At 56.3% G+C, this 17,560-nt stretch carries 14 protein-coding genes; 13 read left to right on the plus strand and 1 reads right to left on the minus strand.

From position 1 onward, the window contains the following. Nucleotides 1–14: 14 nt before the first annotated feature. The 6 genes from msbA to ACOT0L_RS07170 all read left to right on the plus strand — a co-directional run bounded on the left by msbA (nt 15) and on the right by ACOT0L_RS07170 (nt 6,005). Entirely contained in the window at nt 15–1,763 is a 1,749-nt protein-coding gene (msbA, locus tag ACOT0L_RS07145) for a lipid A ABC transporter ATP-binding protein/permease MsbA (protein ID WP_003858227.1), read from the plus strand. Continuing rightward, nucleotides 1,760–2,737, plus strand: coding sequence for a tetraacyldisaccharide 4'-kinase (gene lpxK / locus ACOT0L_RS07150; protein WP_126502958.1), 978 nt, complete (start codon nt 1,760–1,762; stop codon nt 2,735–2,737). The genes msbA and lpxK overlap by 4 nt, the downstream gene beginning before the upstream one ends. A 43-nt stretch (nt 2,738–2,780) precedes the next feature. Continuing rightward, entirely contained in the window at nt 2,781–4,010 is a 1,230-nt protein-coding gene (locus tag ACOT0L_RS07155; protein ID WP_126502957.1) for a winged helix-turn-helix domain-containing protein, read from the plus strand. Between the two features lie 45 nt (nt 4,011–4,055). Next, nucleotides 4,056–4,238: a protein YcaR gene (gene ycaR / locus ACOT0L_RS07160; RefSeq protein WP_003858220.1), complete on the plus strand. Its 183-nt coding sequence runs from the start codon at nt 4,056–4,058 to the stop codon at nt 4,236–4,238. Beyond that, entirely contained in the window at nt 4,235–4,981 is a 747-nt protein-coding gene (kdsB, locus tag ACOT0L_RS07165; protein WP_126502956.1) for a 3-deoxy-manno-octulosonate cytidylyltransferase, read from the plus strand. The genes ycaR and kdsB overlap by 4 nt, the downstream gene beginning before the upstream one ends. 130 nt (nt 4,982–5,111) lie before the next feature. Then, the gene (locus ACOT0L_RS07170; protein ID WP_126502955.1) at nt 5,112–6,005 is read left to right on the plus strand and encodes a YcbJ family phosphotransferase; all 894 of its coding nucleotides are present in this window, start codon (nt 5,112–5,114) and stop codon (nt 6,003–6,005) included. Here ACOT0L_RS07170 and elyC read toward each other — a convergent pair. Beyond that, nucleotides 5,982–6,761 carry an envelope biogenesis factor ElyC gene (gene elyC / locus ACOT0L_RS07175; protein WP_063137586.1) on the minus strand — a complete coding sequence of 260 codons (780 nt, stop codon included), beginning with the start codon at nt 6,759–6,761 and terminating at the stop codon, nt 5,982–5,984. The genes ACOT0L_RS07170 and elyC overlap by 24 nt on opposite strands. Nucleotides 6,762–6,881: 120 nt before the next feature. On the opposite strand from elyC, the gene cmoM reads away from it, so the two are divergent. The 7 genes from cmoM to ACOT0L_RS07210 all read left to right on the plus strand — a co-directional run bounded on the left by cmoM (nt 6,882) and on the right by ACOT0L_RS07210 (nt 17,518). After that, on the plus strand, nt 6,882–7,661 hold the full coding sequence (gene cmoM, locus ACOT0L_RS07180; protein WP_006809373.1) for a tRNA uridine 5-oxyacetic acid(34) methyltransferase CmoM: 780 nt from the start codon (nt 6,882–6,884) through the stop codon (nt 7,659–7,661). Between the two features lie 3 nt (nt 7,662–7,664). Beyond that, complete coding sequence (gene mukF, locus ACOT0L_RS07185; protein WP_022647635.1) at nt 7,665–8,987, plus strand: chromosome partition protein MukF; 1,323 nt, start codon at nt 7,665–7,667, stop codon at nt 8,985–8,987. Next, nucleotides 8,968–9,672 carry a chromosome partition protein MukE gene (gene mukE / locus ACOT0L_RS07190; protein WP_126502954.1) on the plus strand — a complete coding sequence of 235 codons (705 nt, stop codon included), beginning with the start codon at nt 8,968–8,970 and terminating at the stop codon, nt 9,670–9,672. Before mukF ends, mukE begins: the two co-directional genes overlap by 20 nt. Further along, nucleotides 9,672–14,120, plus strand: coding sequence for a chromosome partition protein MukB (gene mukB / locus ACOT0L_RS07195; protein ID WP_126502953.1), 4,449 nt, complete (start codon nt 9,672–9,674; stop codon nt 14,118–14,120). Before mukE ends, mukB begins: the two co-directional genes overlap by 1 nt. Nucleotides 14,121–14,299: 179 nt before the next feature. Continuing rightward, nucleotides 14,300–16,123, plus strand: a complete 1,824-nt coding sequence (gene ldtD, locus ACOT0L_RS07200) for a L,D-transpeptidase (protein ID WP_126502952.1) — start codon at nt 14,300–14,302, stop codon at nt 16,121–16,123. A gap of 175 nt (nt 16,124–16,298) precedes the next feature. Further along, complete coding sequence (locus ACOT0L_RS07205) at nt 16,299–16,850, plus strand: YcbK family protein (protein ID WP_185817705.1); 552 nt, start codon at nt 16,299–16,301, stop codon at nt 16,848–16,850. A 20-nt stretch (nt 16,851–16,870) separates the two neighbouring features. Further along, on the plus strand, nt 16,871–17,518 hold the full coding sequence (locus ACOT0L_RS07210) for an MBL fold metallo-hydrolase (RefSeq protein WP_023299733.1): 648 nt from the start codon (nt 16,871–16,873) through the stop codon (nt 17,516–17,518). The last annotated feature ends 42 nt before the right edge of the window (nt 17,519–17,560 follow it).

A 17,560-nucleotide genomic window follows, 5' to 3' on the forward strand; every position in this document is an offset into this window, starting at 1 on the left:
TGCTGGTTTTTTGAATGCATAACGACAAAGATCTCTCCACGTGGCAAACGTTCCGCCGGCTCTGGCCGATGATTGCACCTTTCAAAGCAGGTTTGATCGTGGCGGGCGTAGCGTTAATCCTCAACGCAGCCAGCGATACGTTTATGTTATCGCTTCTCAAACCGTTACTGGATGACGGTTTTGGTAAAACGGATCGTTCAGTGCTGCTATGGATGCCGCTGGTGGTTATTGGGCTGATGATCTTACGCGGAATCTCCAGCTATGTATCCAGCTACTGCATCTCCTGGGTATCCGGTAAAGTGGTGATGACCATGCGCCGTCGGTTATTCAGCCATATGATGGGGATGCCAGTCTCATTCTTTGACAAACAGTCAACCGGTACCCTGCTGTCGCGTATTACCTACGATTCAGAGCAGGTGGCGTCGTCCTCTTCCAGCGCACTGATTACCGTTGTGCGTGAAGGCGCATCCATCATCGGTCTTTTTGCGATGATGTTCTATTACAGCTGGCAACTGTCGCTGATCCTTATTGTGCTGGCGCCGATTGTCTCCATCGCGATCCGCGTGGTATCAAAGCGTTTTCGCAACATCAGTAAAAATATGCAGAATACGATGGGGCAGGTGACTACCAGCGCCGAGCAGATGCTGAAAGGCCACAAGGAAGTGTTGATCTTCGGCGGTCAGGAAGTCGAAACCAAACGCTTTGACAAGGTCAGCAACAGAATGCGCCTGCAAGGGATGAAAATGGTATCGGCCTCGTCGATTTCCGATCCGATCATTCAGCTGATTGCCTCTTTGGCCCTGGCCTTCGTCCTGTATGCAGCAAGCTTCCCGAGCGTCATGGAAACCCTGACTGCGGGTACCATTACCGTGGTGTTCTCATCCATGATTGCGCTGATGCGTCCGCTGAAATCGCTGACTAACGTCAACGCCCAGTTCCAGCGCGGGATGGCAGCCTGTCAGACGCTGTTCAGCATCCTCGATTCCGAACAAGAAAAAGATGAAGGTACACGCGTGATAGAGCGCGCTAAAGGTGACCTGGAATTCCGCAACGTGACCTTTACCTATCCAGGCCGTGAAGTGCCGGCGCTGCGTGATATCAGCCTGTCCATCCCGGCGGGTAAGACCGTTGCACTGGTCGGTCGTTCCGGTTCGGGCAAGTCGACTATTGCCAGCCTGATTACCCGTTTCTACGATATCGACCAGGGCGAAATCCTGCTTGATGGTCACGACCTGCGGGAATATACCCTACAGTCGTTGCGTAACCAGGTCGCGCTGGTTTCGCAGAACGTGCATCTGTTCAACGATACGGTGGCGAACAACATTGCGTATGCCCGTACCGAAGAGTACAGCCGTGAAGAGATCGAGAATGCGGCGCGTATGGCCTATGCGATGGACTTCATTAACAAAATGGATAACGGTCTGGATACGATCATTGGCGAAAACGGGGTGCTGCTCTCCGGTGGTCAGCGTCAACGTATCGCGATTGCCCGAGCGCTGCTGCGCAACAGCCCGATTCTGATCCTCGATGAAGCAACGTCCGCACTGGATACGGAATCTGAACGCGCTATCCAGTCGGCTCTGGATGAATTACAGAAAAACCGTACCTCGCTGGTTATCGCGCACCGTCTGTCGACCATCGAACAGGCTGACGAAATCGTGGTGGTGGAAGACGGCGTTATCGTTGAACGCGGCAGCCATGCGGACCTGCTGGAACAACGTGGTGTATACGCGCAGCTTCATAAAATGCAGTTCGGTCAATGATTGCACGCATCTGGTCGGGTGAATCCCCTCTGTGGGTGCTGCTTCTCCCGCTCTCCTGGCTGTATGGCCTGGTGAGCGGTGCTATTCGTCTGCTTTATCGCCTCGGGATCAAGCGCGCCTGGCGCGCACCGGTACCGGTAGTGGTGGTCGGCAACCTGACGGCGGGTGGAAACGGCAAAACGCCGGTGGTGATCTGGCTGGTAGAACAGCTCCAGAAGCGCGGTATCCGCCCGGCAGTTGTCTCACGCGGTTACGGTGGTAAAGCGGCGCAGTATCCACTGGTGCTGAGCCCAGCTACGACAACCGCTGAAGCCGGTGATGAGCCGGTACTGATTTACCAACGTACTGGCGCGCCGGTTGCGGTATCGCCGGTGCGCAGTGATGCCGTAAAGGCACTGCTTGCAGAGCATGACGTACAAATCATAATTACCGATGATGGTTTGCAGCATTACGCGCTGGCGCGTGACAAAGAGATCGTGGTTATTGACGGCGTGCGGCGTTTTGGCAACGGCTGGTGGCTGCCAGCCGGTCCAATGCGTGAGCGTGCGTCGCGCCTGAAGAGCGTCGATGCCGTGATTGTAAACGGTGGTGAAGCCAGAGCGGGTGAGATCCCGATGCATCTTCGTCCCGGAAAGGCAGTGAATATGCTGACCGGCGAGCGTAAAGACGTCGCGTTACTGGATCATCTGATTGCGATGGCCGGGATTGGTCATCCGCCGCGTTTCTTCGCGACGCTGGAGCAGTGCGGCGCGCGGCTGGAGAAACGGGTACCGCTGGCCGATCACCAGGCGCTGGTTGCCGAAGAGGTTGAGAGGCTGGCCGCACCGGGCCAGACGCTGATCATGACGGAAAAAGACGCGGTAAAATGCCGGGCCTTTGCGAAAGAAAACTGGTGGTATCTGCCGGTTGATGCTGAACTCAGCGGCGAACAGCCGGAACATTTGCTCAAGGAACTGCTCGCGTTAGTGCAGTAACTTCTACGCGGTTCCGGTGGCGCTTTGACTGACAGGAAAACGCATGTCTCTACCGCAACTCTCACTTGCAGCCGCACGAAACCTGCATCTTGCCGCCCAGGGGCTTCTGAAAAAGCCCCGCCGCCGCGCGCAGCCAGCGGATATCCTCTCTACCGTGCAACGCATGTCGTTGCTGCAAATCGACACCATTAACATCGTGGCGCGTAGCCCGTATCTGGTCCTGTTTAGCCGCCTGGGAAACTATCCTCCGCAGTGGCTGGATAATGCGCTAAGTCAGGGCGAACTGATGGAATACTGGGCGCATGAAGCCTGTTTTCTCCCGCGCAGCGATTTTGCACTGGTGCGTCACCGAATGCTCGCCCCGGACAAAATGGGCTGGAAATACCGCCAGGAATGGATGGCGGAACACGCGGATGAAATAGAACAACTGATTGCCCATATTCAGAAAAACGGTCCGGTACGCTCTGCGGATTTTGAACACCCGCGAAAAGGCGCAAGCGGATGGTGGGAGTGGAAACCGCACAAACGCCATCTTGAAGGGCTGTTTACGTCGGGCAAAGTGATGGTGGTCGAGCGCCGCAACTTTCAGCGCGTCTATGACCTCACGCACCGCGTTATGCCTCACTGGGACGATACGCGTGACCTGCTGTCTCAGGACGCAGCCGAAGCCATCATGCTCGGGAACAGCGCCTGCAGCCTGGGCATATTCCGCCCACAGTGGCTGGCGGATTATTATCGCCTGCGTCAGCCGCAGCTAAAACCGCTGCTGGAAACGTGGCAGCGTGAACAGCGCGTGATGCCGGTCTCGGTTGAGTCGTTAGGTGAAATGTGGCTGCATGCGGATTTGTTCCCTCTGCTGGCGCAGGCGCAAGAGGGCAAACTCCAGGCGACCCACAGTGCCGTACTCTCGCCGTTCGACCCCGTTGTCTGGGACAGAAAGCGGGCCGAACAGCTGTTTGATTTCAGCTACCGTCTGGAATGCTACACCCCGGCGCAAAAACGTCAGTACGGTTATTTTGTTTTGCCGCTGCTGCACAAAGGACAGCTTGTCGGGCGCATGGACGCTAAAATGCACCGTAAAACCGGCATGCTTGAAATTATCGCGCTCTGGCTGGAAGAGGGCATAAAGGTGACGGCTGGCCTGGAAAAAGGGTTAACGACTGCGCTCAGTGAATTTGCGCGCTGGCAGGGGGCGCATGAAATTGTACTCGGTCGCGTGCCTGTGGAGCTGTTTGCGACCTGTCGAGATGGCTGGGAAACAGACACTCCCTGAAAAGGGAATATGATAAGCTTTAGGGATTACCCATACGGAGGAACTATGGATCACCGTTTACTAGAAATTATTGCCTGCCCGGTGTGCAACGGCAAACTGTATTACAGCCAGGATAAACAAGAGCTGATTTGCAAACTGGACAGCCTGGCGTTCCCGCTGCGTGACGGTATTCCGGTCCTGCTGGAAAATGAAGCCCGTTCTCTGGTGGCAGAAGAGATCAAACCATGAGTTTTGTTGTCATTATCCCTGCGCGTTATGCTTCAACGCGCCTGCCAGGTAAACCACTGGTGGATATCAACGGTAAACCGATGATTGTGCATGTCCTTGAACGGGCACGCGAATCGGGCGCCGGACGCGTCATCGTCGCCACCGATCACCCGGATGTCGCGCGAGCGGTTGAGGCCGCAGGTGGGGAAGTGTGCATGACCCGTGCCGACCACCAGTCAGGCACCGAGCGCCTGGCGGAAGTCGTCGAAAAATGCGGTTTCAGTGACGAGACGGTGATTGTGAACGTGCAGGGCGATGAGCCGATGATCCCGGCGGCTATTATCCGTCAGGTGGCCGACAACCTGGCCCAGCGTAAGGTTGGCATGGCGACCCTCGCGGTGCCGATTCACCACGCTGAAGAGGCGTTCAATCCGAATGCGGTGAAAGTGGTCATGGACGCAGAGGGCTACGCGCTCTATTTCTCCCGCGCCACCATTCCGTGGGATCGCGATCGTTTCGCGCAATCGAAAGAGACGATCGGCGAAACCTTCCTGCGCCACATCGGTATTTACGGCTACCGCGCCGGCTTTATCCGTCGCTATGTCGCCTGGGCACCAAGCCCGCTTGAGCATATCGAAATGCTCGAACAGCTTCGCGTGCTGTGGTACGGCGAGAAAATTCACGTTGCGGTTGCCCAGGAAGTCCCTGGCACCGGCGTGGATACGCCTGAAGATCTCGATCACGTACGCGTCGAATTGCGTTAATTCGCTGCCATCCCCTCGTTCTGGGGGGATGTTCTCTTCCTTTTCTTTTTCATTATTGATCTCGACCGGGTGACATCCGGGGTTCGCGCGCTCATTATAAAAGCAGTAGTCTTAATGGGGGTAATCTCATATGGAACAGCTGCGTGCTGAACTCAGCCATCTCCTTGGCGAACAGCTAAGCCGGGTGGAATGCGTGAATGAAAAGGCCGATACCGCACTCTGGTCGTTGTACGACAGTCAGGGAAACCCCATGCCGCTGATGGCCAGAAGTTTTACCTCGCCGGGCGTCGCCAGACAGCTGGCCTGGAAAATGTCGATGCTGGCGCGGGAAGGGACAGTCCGTATGCCGACGGTCTACGGCGTGATGACCCATGAGGAGCATCCCGGCCCGGATGTTTTGCTTATCGAACGTTTACGCGGGGTTTCTGTTGAAGCCCCGACGCGTACACCGGAGCGCTGGGAACAGCTGAAAGATCAAATTGTCGAGGCTCTGCTTGCCTGGCATCGGCAGGACAGCCGGGGTCTTGTTGGCGCAGTAGACAGCACCCAGGAAAACCTGTGGCCGCTGTGGTATCGCCAGCGTGTTGAAGTGCTGTGGGGCACGCTGAACCAGTTCAACAACACCGGTTTAACGATGCAGGACAAACGTATTCTGTTCCGCACCCGGGAATGTCTTCCGACGCTGTTTGAGGGCTTTAACGACAACTGCGTGCTGGTTCACGGCAACTTCACGCTGCGCAGTATGCTTAAAGACTCGCGCAGCGATCAGCTTCTGGCAATGGTCGGGCCGGGGATCATGCTCTGGGCGCCGCGCGAGTACGATCTGTTCAGGCTGAGCGAGGGCGGGGCGGCGGAAGATTTGCTCTGGCACTATCTTCAGCGCGCCCCCGTTGCGGAGGCCTTTCTCTGGCGACGCTGGCTCTATCTTCTCTGGGATGAGGTGGCGCAACTGGTCAACACCGGGCGCTTTAATCGAACCAGTTTCGATCTGGCCGCAAAATCACTCCTGCCCTGGCTTGCCTGACGAACCCTTAAGCCACTGCCACAGGCGGCCAAGCGTCTCGTAACCGACGCGGTCGCTGTGCATCAGCCATACCGGGGACGGGATTATCCGTTCCCACGGGTTGAGCGGGGCGTCAATGGCCAGCTGGTTTGCCGGAGCAGGAAGCGGATGCAGGCCCTGATTCTCAAAGAAAATCATTGCGCGCGGCAGGTGTGAAGCAGAGGTCACCAGCAGGAACGGCACATCACCGATGGCTTGTTTCACCGCAGCAGCTTCTTCTTCGGTATCTTTTGGGCTATCCAGCGTGATGATGGCGGAACGTGGTACGCCAAGCGATTCAGCCACTCTTGCCCCTGCTTCAGCGGTACTTACCGGGTTGGTTTTTGCCGCAGCGCCCGTGAAGATCATCTTCGATCCTGGATTGGCCAGCCACAGGCGGATCCCCTCGTTCAGACGCGGCAGACTGTTGTTGATCAGGTTCGAGCTGGGCGCCCAGTTCGGATCCCAGGTATACCCGCCGCCCAGCACCACGATGTAGTCCACCTTCTGGTTTCCCTGCCACGTCGGGTAGGTGTTTTCAATCGGGCGTAACAAACCGTCAGCGACCGGTTGCAGGCTGAGTAACAGCAGCGCCAGCCAGCCCACGGTGACGAGGGATTTACCGCTTTTCTGAAAGCGGCTAAACCATATCAATGCCAGCCCCAGCGCGATGAGAAGCAACAGCAGGGGAAGGGGAAGCATCATGCCTCCGATATATTTTTTTAGGGTAAAAAGCATCCTTTTTGGTTCCTTTTTTAACCATACAGCAGGCGATTGCCCGTGATATTACACCAGAGTGGTTCATTCTCCGCGCGGGTGTGACAAAATAGCGGTTTTGCAGTGAGTGGAACCCTCCCAATGCGGGATCGCAATTTTGATGACATCGCGGAAAAGTTTTCGCGCAACATTTATGGCACCACCAAAGGTCAGCTTCGTCAGACGATCCTCTGGCAGGATCTGGATAAGCTGCTGGCTGAATTTGGTGACCGACCGTTGCGCGTACTGGATGCCGGCGGTGGGGAAGGGCAGACTGCAATTCTGATGGCGCAGCGGGGACATCACGTCACGCTTTGCGATCTTTCTGCCGAGATGGTTGCGCGCGCCGGGCGAGCGGCAGAAGAGAAAGGTGTGAGCGACAACATGCATTTTATACATTGCGCCGCTCAGGACATTCCGCAGCATTTGGAAACGCAGGTTGATCTGATATTGTTTCATGCTGTGCTCGAATGGGTCGCCGAACCACAAGCGATGTTAAAAACGCTGTGGTCGATGTTGCGCCCGGGCGGTGCGTTATCGCTGATGTTTTACAATGCCAACGGCCTGCTAATGCGAAACGTGCTGGTCGGCAATTTTGGCTATGTACAGCAGGGCATGTATAAAAAGAAACGACGCACGCTTTCACCGGATTTCCCCCGTGAACCGCAGCAGGTCTATGGCTGGCTGGAGGAGATCGGTTGGGAAATTACCGGCAAAACCGGCGTGAGGGTGTTTCATGATTATCTGCGTGATAAACAAAAACAGGATGACTGTTTAGACGCCTTAACAGAAATAGAGACGCGGTACTGCCGCCAGGAGCCTTATCTGAGCCTTGGCCGCTATATCCACGTCACCGCGCGCAAGCCGCAGATGCAAGGATAATCTATGAGTGAATTTTCCCAGACAGTCCCCGAACTGGTTGCCTGGGCCAGGAAAAACGATTTCTCCATCTCGCTGCCGGTAGACAGACTCTCATTCCTGCTGGCGGTTGCGACGCTAAACGGCGAACGCCTGGATGGCGAAATGAGTGAAGGCGAACTGGTGGATGCGTTCCGCCACGTCAGTGATGCGTTTGAGCAAACCAGCGAAACCATTAGCGTGCGTGCCAACAACGCAATCAATGATATGGTGCGTCAACGTCTGCTGAACCGCTTTACCAGCGAGCAGGCGGAAGGAAACGCCATCTATCGTCTTACGCCACTGGGCATTGGCATTACCGACTATTACATCCGCCAGCGCGAATTTTCCACGCTGCGTCTCTCCATGCAGCTCTCCATTGTTGCAGGCGAGCTGAAGCGTGCCGCCGACGCGGCTGATGAAAACGGTGACGAGTTCCACTGGCATCGCAACGTTTACGCGCCGCTAAAATACTCGGTCGCCGAGATTTTCGACAGTATCGATCTGACTCAACGTCTGATGGACGAACAGCAGCAGCAGGTCAAAGACGATATCGCTCAACTGCTGAATAAAGACTGGCGTGCGGCCATCTCCAGCTGTGAACTTTTGCTGTCAGAAACGTCCGGTACGCTACGTGAGTTGCAGGATACGCTGGAGGCGGCTGGGGATAAGCTGCAGGCCAACCTGCTGCGCATCCAGGACGCGACGATGGCGCACGACGATCTGCATTTTATCGACCGTCTGGTGTTTGATTTGCAGAGTAAGCTTGACCGCATTATCAGCTGGGGCCAGCAGTCGATCGACCTGTGGATCGGTTACGACCGCCACGTGCATAAATTTATCCGTACCGCCATCGATATGGATAAGAACCGCGTCTTTGCTCAGCGTCTGCGCCAGTCGGTACAGACCTACTTTGATGCGCCGTGGGCGCTGACCTACGCCAACGCCGATCGTCTTCTGGATATGCGCGACGAAGAGATGGCGCTGCGTGATGAAGAGGTCACCGGTGAACTGCCGCCGGATCTGGAATACGAAGAATTTAACGAAATTCGCGAGCAGCTTGCGGCGATGATCGAAGAACAGCTCGCTGTCTATAAAGCCAGACAAGCACCGCTGGATCTTGGCCTCGTGGTACGCGACTATCTGGCGCAGTATCCGCGCGCGCGCCACTTCGATGTAGCCCGCATTGTTGTAGACCAGGCGGTGCGCCTGGGCATCGCACAAGCCGATTTCACCGGACTGCCGCCGAAGTGGCAGCCGATTAACGATTACGGAGCCAAGGTACAGGCGCATGTCATTGACAAATATTGAACAAGTGATGCCAGTTAAGCTGGCACAGGCGCTGGCGAATCCGTTGTTTCCGGCGCTGGACAGCCAGCTGCGTGCCGGTCGTCACATTGGCCTTGACGAGCTGGATAATCACGCCTTTTTGATGGACTTTCAGGATTATCTGGAAGAGTTTTACGCTCGCTATAACGTTGAGCTGATCCGCGCGCCGGAAGGGTTTTTCTACCTGCGTCCGCGCTCTACTACGCTTATTCCGCGCTCGGTGCTTTCCGAACTGGATATGATGGTCGGCAAAATTCTCTGCTACCTCTACCTCAGCCCGGAACGTCTGGCGAATGAAGGGATCTTCACCCAGCAGGAGCTTTACGATGAGCTGCTGTCGCTGGCGGATGAAAGCAAGCTGCTCAAGCTGGTAAATAACCGCTCGACGGGGTCCGATCTGGACCGTCAGAAATTACAGGAAAAAGTTCGCTCTTCCCTGAACCGTCTGCGCCGTCTGGGAATGGTCTGGTTCATGGGTCACGACAGCAGCAAGTTCCGCATTACCGAATCGGTCTTCCGCTTTGGTGCCGACGTGCGTGCGGGTGACGATGCGCGTGAAGCACAGCTGCGCATGATCCGTGACGGTGAAGCGATGCCGGTGGAAAACCATTTGCAGCTCAATGACGAGCACGAAGAGAATCAGCCGGATAGCGGGGAGGAAGAGTAATGATTGAACGCGGTAAATTTCGCTCACTAACGCTGATTAACTGGAACGGCTTCTTTGCCCGAACCTTCGATCTGGATGAGCTGGTGACAACGCTCTCCGGCGGTAACGGGGCAGGTAAATCCACCACCATGGCGGCCTTCGTGACGGCGCTGATCCCTGACCTGACCCTGCTGCACTTCCGTAACACCACTGAAGCGGGTGCAACGAGCGGCTCCCGAGATAAAGGGCTGCACGGTAAGCTGAAAGCGGGCGTCTGTTATTCGGTGCTGGACGTGATCAACTCCCGTCATCAGCGCGTGGTTGTAGGCGTGCGCCTGCAGCAGGTTGCCGGCCGCGACCGTAAAGTAGATATCAAACCGTTTGCGATCCAGGGGCTGCCAACCTCCGTGCAGCCGACCGCGCTGCTGACGGAAACCCTGAATGAACGTCAGGCGCGTGTTCTGACGCTCCAGGAGCTGAAAGACAAGCTGGAAGCCATCGAAGGCGTGCAGTTTAAGCAGTTTAACTCCATTACCGACTACCACTCTCTGATGTTCGATCTCGGCGTGGTGGCCCGTCGTCTGCGCAGCGCGTCAGATCGTAGTAAATACTACCGTCTAATTGAAGCTTCCCTGTACGGCGGTATTTCAAGCGCCATTACCCGCTCCCTGCGCGACTACCTGCTGCCGGAAAACAGCGGCGTGCGTAAGGCCTTCCAGGATATGGAAGCCGCGCTGCGTGAAAACCGCATGACGCTGGAAGCGATTCGCGTTACGCAATCTGACCGCGATCTGTTTAAGCACCTGATCAGCGAAGCCACCAACTACGTGGCGGCAGACTATATGCGTCACGCCAACGAGCGCCGTATTCATCTCGATCAGGCGCTGGAATACCGCCGCGAGCTGTTTACCTCCCGCAAACAGCTGGTCGCCGAGCAGTATAAGCATGTCGAAATGGCGCGCGAACTGGGCGAGCACAACGGTGCCGAAGGGGATCTGGAAGCCGATTACCAGGCGGCCAGCGATCATCTGAACCTGGTGCAAACCGCGCTGCGTCAGCAGGAAAAAATCGAGCGCTATGAAGCCGATCTCGATGAGCTGCAAATTCGTCTTGAAGAGCAAAATGAAGTGGTGGCAGAAGCCGCCGATTTGCAGGAAGAGAACGAAGCCCGCGCGGAAGCCGCCGAGCTGGAAGTGGATGAGCTGAAAAGCCAGCTCGCAGACTACCAGCAGGCGCTGGACGTGCAGCAGACCCGCGCGATCCAATACAACCAGGCGCTGCAGGCGTTGCAGCGTGCCAAAGAGCTGTGCCACCTGCCGGACCTGACCCCTGAAAGCGCTGACGAATGGCTGGATACCTTCCAGGCCAAAGAGCAGGAAGCCACTGAGAAACTGCTTTCTCTCGATCAGAAAATGAGCGTGGCGCAAACGGCACACAGCCAGTTTGAGCAGGCGTACCAGCTGGTGGTGGCGATCAACGGTCCGCTGGCGCGTAACGAAGCATGGGACGTTGCCCGTGAGCTACTGCGCGACGGCGTTAATCAGCGCCATCTGGCCGAGCAGGTGCAGCCGCTGCGCATGCGCCTGAACGAGCTGGAACAGCGTCTGCGTGAACAGCAGGAAGCTGAGCGTCTGCTGGCGGAATTTTGCAAACGTCAGGGTAAAAATTACGATTTCGACGAGCTTGAGGCTCTGCATCAGGAGCTGGAAGCGCGTATTGCGGCCCTGTCCGATACCGTATCGAACGCCAGCGAACAGCGCATGACGCTGCGTCAGGAGCTGGAACAGCTTCAGTCCCGTTCGAAGACTCTCTTACAGCGTGCGCCGATCTGGCTGGCCGCACAAAGCAGCCTGAACCAGCTCAGCGAGCAGTGTGGTCAGGAGTTTGCCTCCAGCCAGGACGTCACCGAATACATGCAACAGCTGCTGGAGCGCGAACGCGAAGCGATTGTTGAGCGTGACGAAGTGGGCGCGCGCAAGCGTGACGTCGATGAAGAAATCGAGCGTTTAAGCCAGCCTGGCGGCTCAGAAGATCCGCGCCTGAATGCGTTAGCCGAGCGTTTCGGCGGCGTGCTGCTGTCTGAAATTTACGACGACGTCGGCCTGGACGATGCGCCATACTTCTCCGCGCTGTACGGTCCGTCCCGTAACGCGATTGTAGTGCCGGATCTGTCGCTGATTTCTGACCAGCTTGCAGGGCTGGAAGACTGCCCGGAAGATCTCTACCTCATCGAAGGGGATCCGCAGTCGTTTGATGACAGCGTATTCAGCGTCGACGAGCTGGAAAAAGCGGTGGTGGTGAAAATCGCCGATCGCCAGTGGCGCTATTCGCGCTTCCCGGAACTGCCGCTGTTTGGCCGCGCCGCGCGTGAAAACCGTATTGAAAGCCTGCACGCCGAGCGTGAAACGCTTTCAGAGCGTTTTGCGACCCTGTCGTTTGACGTGCAGAAAACCCAGCGTCTGCATCAGGCGTTCAGCCGCTTTATCGGCAGCCATCTGGGCGTTGCCTTCCAGCCCGATCCGGAAGCCGAAATTCGTAAGCTCAACACCCGCCGCGGTGAGCTGGAGCGTGCGCTTGCCAGCCATGAAAATGACAACCAGCAAAGCCGCGTGCAGTTTGAGCAGGCGAAAGAGGGCGTTGCGGCCCTTAACCGCATCCTGCCGCGCCTGAACCTGCTGGCGGACGATACGCTCGCCGACCGCGTGGATGAGATTCAGGAACGTCTGGACGAAGCGCAGGAAGCGGCGCGCTTTGTGCAGCAACACGGCAATCAGCTGGCAAAACTGGAGCCGCTGGTTTCCGTTCTCCAGAGCGACCCGGAACAGTTTGAGCAGTTAAAAGAAGATTACGCCTGGTCACAGCAGGTGCAGCGCGAAGCGCGTCAGCAGGCGTTTGCCCTCACGGAAGTGGTGCAACGTCGCGCACACTTCGGCTACTCCGATTCAGCAGAAATGCTGAGCGGGAACAGCGATCTGAATGAAAAGCTGCGCCAGCGTCTTGAGCAGGCCGAAGCGGAACGAACGCGCGCCCGTGAAGCGATGCGTACTCACGCTGCACAGCTGAGCCAGTACAGCCAGGTCATGGCATCGCTGAAAAGCTCCTTCGACACCAAGAAAGAGCTGTTAAATGACCTGCATAAAGAGTTGCAGGACATTGGCGTGCGCGCCGACAGCGGCGCAGAAGAGCGGGCGCGTATTCGCCGCGATGAGCTGCATGCTCAGCTCAGCAACAACCGTGCGCGTCGTAATCAGCTCGAAAAAGCGCTGACCTTCTGTGAAGCGGAGATGGACAACCTGACGCGTCGTCTGCGCAAGCTGGAGCGCGACTATTTTGAGATGCGTGAACAGGTTGTGACCGCGAAGGCGGGCTGGTGCGCGGTGATGCGCATGGTGAAGGACAACAACGTGGAGCGTCGTCTGCACCGTCGCGAGCTGGCGTACCTGTCAGCCGATGAACTGCGCTCTATGTCGGATAAGGCGCTGGGTGCGCTGCGTCTGGCCGTGGCGGACAATGAACACCTGCGCGACGTGCTGCGCATGTCCGAAGATCCGAAGCGTCCTGAGCGCAAAATTCAGTTCTTCGTGGCGGTTTATCAGCACTTACGCGAGCGTATTCGTCAGGACATCATCCGTACCGACGATCCGGTTGAAGCGATCGAACAGATGGAGATCGAGCTGGGCCGTCTGACGGAGGAGCTGACCTCCCGCGAGCAGAAGCTGGCAATCAGCTCCCGCAGCGTGGCGAATATTATTCGTAAAACCATTCAGCGCGAGCAGAACCGTATCCGTCAGCTGAACCAGGGCCTGCAAAGCGTGTCGTTTGGCCAGGTCAACAGCGTGCGGCTGAACGTGAACGTGCGTGAGGCGCACTCCACGCTGCTTGACGTGTTGTCTGAACAGCATGAGCAGCATCAGGATCTGTTCAACAGTAACCGCCTGACCTTCTCCGAAGCGCTGGCGAAGCTGTATCAGCGTCTGAATCCGCAGATTGACATGGGCCAGCGTACGCCGCAAACCATCGGCGAGGAGTTGCTGGACTACCGCAACTATCTGGAAATGGAAGTTGAGGTTAACCGTGGCTCAGACGGCTGGCTGCGCGCGGAATCCGGTGCGCTCTCTACCGGTGAAGCCATCGGTACCGGTATGTCGATTCTGGTGATGGTGGTGCAGAGCTGGGAAGATGAAGCGCGTCGTCTGCGTGGCAAGGACATCTCTCCATGCCGTCTGCTGTTCCTCGATGAAGCCGCGCGTCTCGACGCCCGCTCCATCGCCACGCTGTTTGAGCTTTGCGAGCGACTCGATATGCAGCTTATCATCGCGGCGCCGGAAAACATCAGTCCGGAAAAAGGGACAACCTATAAGCTGGTGCGTAAAGTGTTCCAGAACAGTGAACATGTACACGTCGTAGGTCTGCGTGGCTTTGCGCCGCAGCCTCCGGAGTCTTTACCGGGCACGGCTGACGCCTCTTAACCCCGGGTATGATAAAAGGCGGCGCTCAGGCGTCGCTTTTTTTATTCACTTAACTTGTGTTCAGGGCTGCGTTATCTTTAAACTTCTTTACATAAGGTAAGGCAGCAGCGTGTATGCCTTTCTATACTTAAGGAAAGCTCCATAATACTGGGCATGTCGTGAAAAACAGGGGGCAAGGGATGTTGCTTAAGAAAGATCGTGGTCGTCAGCTGTCTGCGCTGAGTTTGTGCCTGACAGTGATGTTTGCTCCACTGTTTACCGCTCAGGCCGATGAGCCTGAAATTGTACCGACTGACAGCTCCGCGACGATGGGCGCGCAGCCGACGTCGCTGTCACAACCGTTGGATCAGTCTCCGGCGACGGCCATCATGGCCGGCATTAAACCGCTGCCGGAAGGCATCGATACTGAATCATTACGCCAGCAGCTTATGACCGGGCTGCCCTCGGGCTATACTCCCGCTTATATTAACCAGCTCACGCTGCTTTACGCTGCGCGCGATATGAAACCGATGTGGGAAAATCGCGAGGCGGTACGTGCCTTCCAGCAGCAGCTGGCTGAAGTGGCGATTGCAGGTTTTCAGCCACAGTTCACGACCTGGGTTGAACTCCTGACCGACCCTGCCGTTACCGGACAGGCGCGTGATGTGGTGCTGTCTGATGCCATGATGGGCTACTTGCAGTTTGTGGCGGGGATTTCGGTGAACGGCAACCGCTGGTTATACAGCAGTAAACCGTACAAGCTGGCGACGCCCGCGCTGTCCGTCATTAATCAGTGGCAGCTGTCGCTGGACAACGGTGAACTGCCGCGCTTTATCGCAAGCCTTGCGCCCGCCCACCCGCAGTATGCCACGATGCATCAGTCGCTTCTTGAGCTGGTCGCGGATTCCCGCCCGTGGCCTCAGTTGCGTGGAACAGCAACGCTGCGTCCGGGACAATGGAGCGGCGATGTGCCTGCGATTCGCGAAATTATGAAACGGTCTGGCATGCTTGACAGCGGCCCTAAAATTGCGCTGCCCGGCGACGAGACGCAAAACGCAGTCGTCAGCCCGTCGGCGCCGGTAAAAGAGAAAACCGCCGTTGCACTGAGCAATAAGCCCGCCGCTTACGATCGCGAGCTGGTCGCGGCAGTGAAGCAGTTCCAGGCCGCGCAGGGGCTGGGCGCCGACGGCGTGATTGGTCCATCGACTCGCGACTGGCTGAACGTCTCTCCGGCCCAGCGGGCAGGGGTGCTGGCGTTGAATATCCAGCGCTTGCGCTTGCTGCCGGGCACGTTATCCACCGGCATTATGGTCAACATTCCGGCGTACTCCCTGGTCTACTATCAGGACGGTAGCGAAGTGCTGGCGTCCCGCGTGATTGTGGGTCGACCTGACCGCAAAACGCCGATGATGAGCAGCGCGCTGAATAACGTGGTGGTTAACCCGCCGTGGAACGTGCCGCCGACGCTGGCGCGCAAAGATATCCTGCCTAAGGTCTGGAATGACCCGGGCTATCTGGAGCGACATAACTATACGGTGATGCGTGGCTGGAACAGCAAAGAAGCGATTGACCCCTGGATGGTCGACTGGTCAACGATTACGCCTTCGAACCTGCCGTTCCGTTTCCAGCAGGCACCGGGTGCGCATAACTCGCTCGGACGTTACAAATTCAATATGCCAAGTTCGGACGCAATCTATCTGCATGATACCCCGAACCATAATTTGTTCCAGAAAGACGCACGCGCGCTCAGTTCTGGCTGCGTTCGCGTGAATAAGGCCTCCGAACTGGCGAATATGCTGTTGCAGGATGCAGGCTGGAACGATACGCGGATATCAGATGCCCTGAAGCAGGGGGATACGCGTTACGTCAATATCCGCCACAATATTCCGGTCAATCTTTACTATCTGACGGCGTTTGTGGGCGCGGACGGACGTACCCAGTATCGTACAGATATTTACAATTATGATCTGACAGCGCGATCCGGCGCACAAATCTTGCCAAAAGCGGAACAATTAATCAGGTAAATGAAGTAGTTCGGTAAAAATGATTGTCGTAAGTTATGGTGAATATGAGGCGATCTGGCTGCAAGCCGCGTATTCACTGGGATTGGGCGCCTTGACGTAGCAGGCTTTGCCAGTTATGGTGCCCTTCGTGCGCTAAGCATATTGACAATTTCTTTTACCTGTAGACCTGATTATCATGGACAAATTTGACGCTAATCGCCGCAAATTGCTGGCGTTAGGTGGCGTTGCGCTGGGCGCAGCAGCCATCCTTCCGATGCCAGCATTTGCCACCCTCTCGACACCTCGTCCGCGTATTTTAACGCTCAACAATCTGCATACTGGTGAGACGCTTAAAGCGGAATTTTTCGATGGCAGAGGCTATATTCAGGATGAATTAGCACGACTCAACCATTTTTTCCGTGATTTCCGCGCGAACAAAATCAAAGCCATCGACCCTGGATTATTCGATCAGCTTTACCGCTTGCAGGGACTGCTGGGGACCAAAAGGCCGGTGCAACTCATTTCTGGCTATCGCTCTCTGGATACCAACAATGAACTGCGCGCCCACAGCCGTGGGGTAGCGAAAAAAAGCTATCACACCAAAGGGCAGGCGATGGATTTCCATATTGAAGGCGTTTCGTTAGCCAATATTCGCAAAGCGGCGTTATCTATGCGCGCAGGTGGTGTAGGATACTACCCACGTAGCAACTTTGTGCATATTGATACCGGGCCGGTTCGGCACTGGTAATAACGAAACACAGGAGCAGTATGAACTATCGTATTATTCCGGTTACCGCGTTCTCACAGAACTGTTCATTGATCTGGTGTGAACAAACTAAACTGGCCGCGCTTGTTGATCCCGGTGGCGACGCTGAGACAATCAAGCAGGAAGTCGCTGCCAGCGGTGTAACGCTGATGCAGATTTTACTGACCCATGGCCATCTTGACCATGTGGGTGCAGCGGCTGAACTGGCTGAACACTACGGTGTGCCGATTATCGGCCCGGAAAAAGAAGATGAGTTCTGGCTTCAGGGGCTGCCTGCCCAAAGCCGCATGTTTGGTCTGGATGACTGTCAGCCACTGACACCGGACCGCTGGCTGAACGAAGGCGATCGCGTTAACGTAGGGAATGTAACTTTACAGGTGTTGCATTGCCCCGGGCATACGCCCGGCCATATTGTCTTCTTTGATGACGTGTCACGCCTGCTGATTTCCGGTGACGTGATTTTCAAAGGGGGCGTAGGACGCAGCGATTTCCCACGCGGCGATCACGGTCAGCTGATTCAGTCGATTAAGCAGAAGCTATTACCGTTAGGTGATGATGTGACGTTTATCCCTGGACACGGACCAATGTCAACGCTGGGCGATGAGCGGTTGCATAACCCGTTCCTTCAGGATGAAATGCCTGTCTGGTAAACCCTTTCAATAAAAAAGCCTGCGCGATGCAGGCTTTTTTTA

This window comes from Enterobacter cloacae complex sp. XAL002 (assembly GCF_049236805.1).
In the GTDB taxonomy this organism is placed as follows: domain Bacteria; phylum Pseudomonadota; class Gammaproteobacteria; order Enterobacterales; family Enterobacteriaceae; genus Enterobacter; species Enterobacter intestinihominis.

Excerpts from the sequence above, each read along its gene's own strand:
- ACOT0L_RS07170 (WP_126502955.1), top strand. The coding sequence starts at position 5,112 with ATGGAACAGCTGCGTGCTGAACTCAGCCATCTCCTTGGCGAACAGCTA.
- mukE (WP_126502954.1), top strand. The coding sequence starts at position 8,968 with ATGTCATTGACAAATATTGAACAAGTGATGCCAGTTAAGCTGGCACAG.
- mukF (WP_022647635.1), top strand. The coding sequence starts at position 7,665 with ATGAGTGAATTTTCCCAGACAGTCCCCGAACTGGTTGCCTGGGCCAGG.
- ldtD (WP_126502952.1), top strand. The coding sequence starts at position 14,300 with ATGTTGCTTAAGAAAGATCGTGGTCGTCAGCTGTCTGCGCTGAGTTTG.
- elyC (WP_063137586.1), bottom strand. The coding sequence starts at position 6,761 with ATGCTTTTTACCCTAAAAAAATATATCGGAGGCATGATGCTTCCCCTT.
- ACOT0L_RS07155 (WP_126502957.1), top strand. The coding sequence starts at position 2,781 with ATGTCTCTACCGCAACTCTCACTTGCAGCCGCACGAAACCTGCATCTT.
- mukB (WP_126502953.1), top strand. The coding sequence starts at position 9,672 with ATGATTGAACGCGGTAAATTTCGCTCACTAACGCTGATTAACTGGAAC.
- ycaR (WP_003858220.1), top strand. The coding sequence starts at position 4,056 with ATGGATCACCGTTTACTAGAAATTATTGCCTGCCCGGTGTGCAACGGC.
- kdsB (WP_126502956.1), top strand. The coding sequence starts at position 4,235 with ATGAGTTTTGTTGTCATTATCCCTGCGCGTTATGCTTCAACGCGCCTG.
- lpxK (WP_126502958.1), top strand. The coding sequence starts at position 1,760 with ATGATTGCACGCATCTGGTCGGGTGAATCCCCTCTGTGGGTGCTGCTT.
- cmoM (WP_006809373.1), top strand. The coding sequence starts at position 6,882 with ATGCGGGATCGCAATTTTGATGACATCGCGGAAAAGTTTTCGCGCAAC.
- msbA (WP_003858227.1), top strand. The coding sequence starts at position 15 with ATGCATAACGACAAAGATCTCTCCACGTGGCAAACGTTCCGCCGGCTC.
- ACOT0L_RS07205 (WP_185817705.1), top strand. The coding sequence starts at position 16,299 with ATGGACAAATTTGACGCTAATCGCCGCAAATTGCTGGCGTTAGGTGGC.
- ACOT0L_RS07210 (WP_023299733.1), top strand. The coding sequence starts at position 16,871 with ATGAACTATCGTATTATTCCGGTTACCGCGTTCTCACAGAACTGTTCA.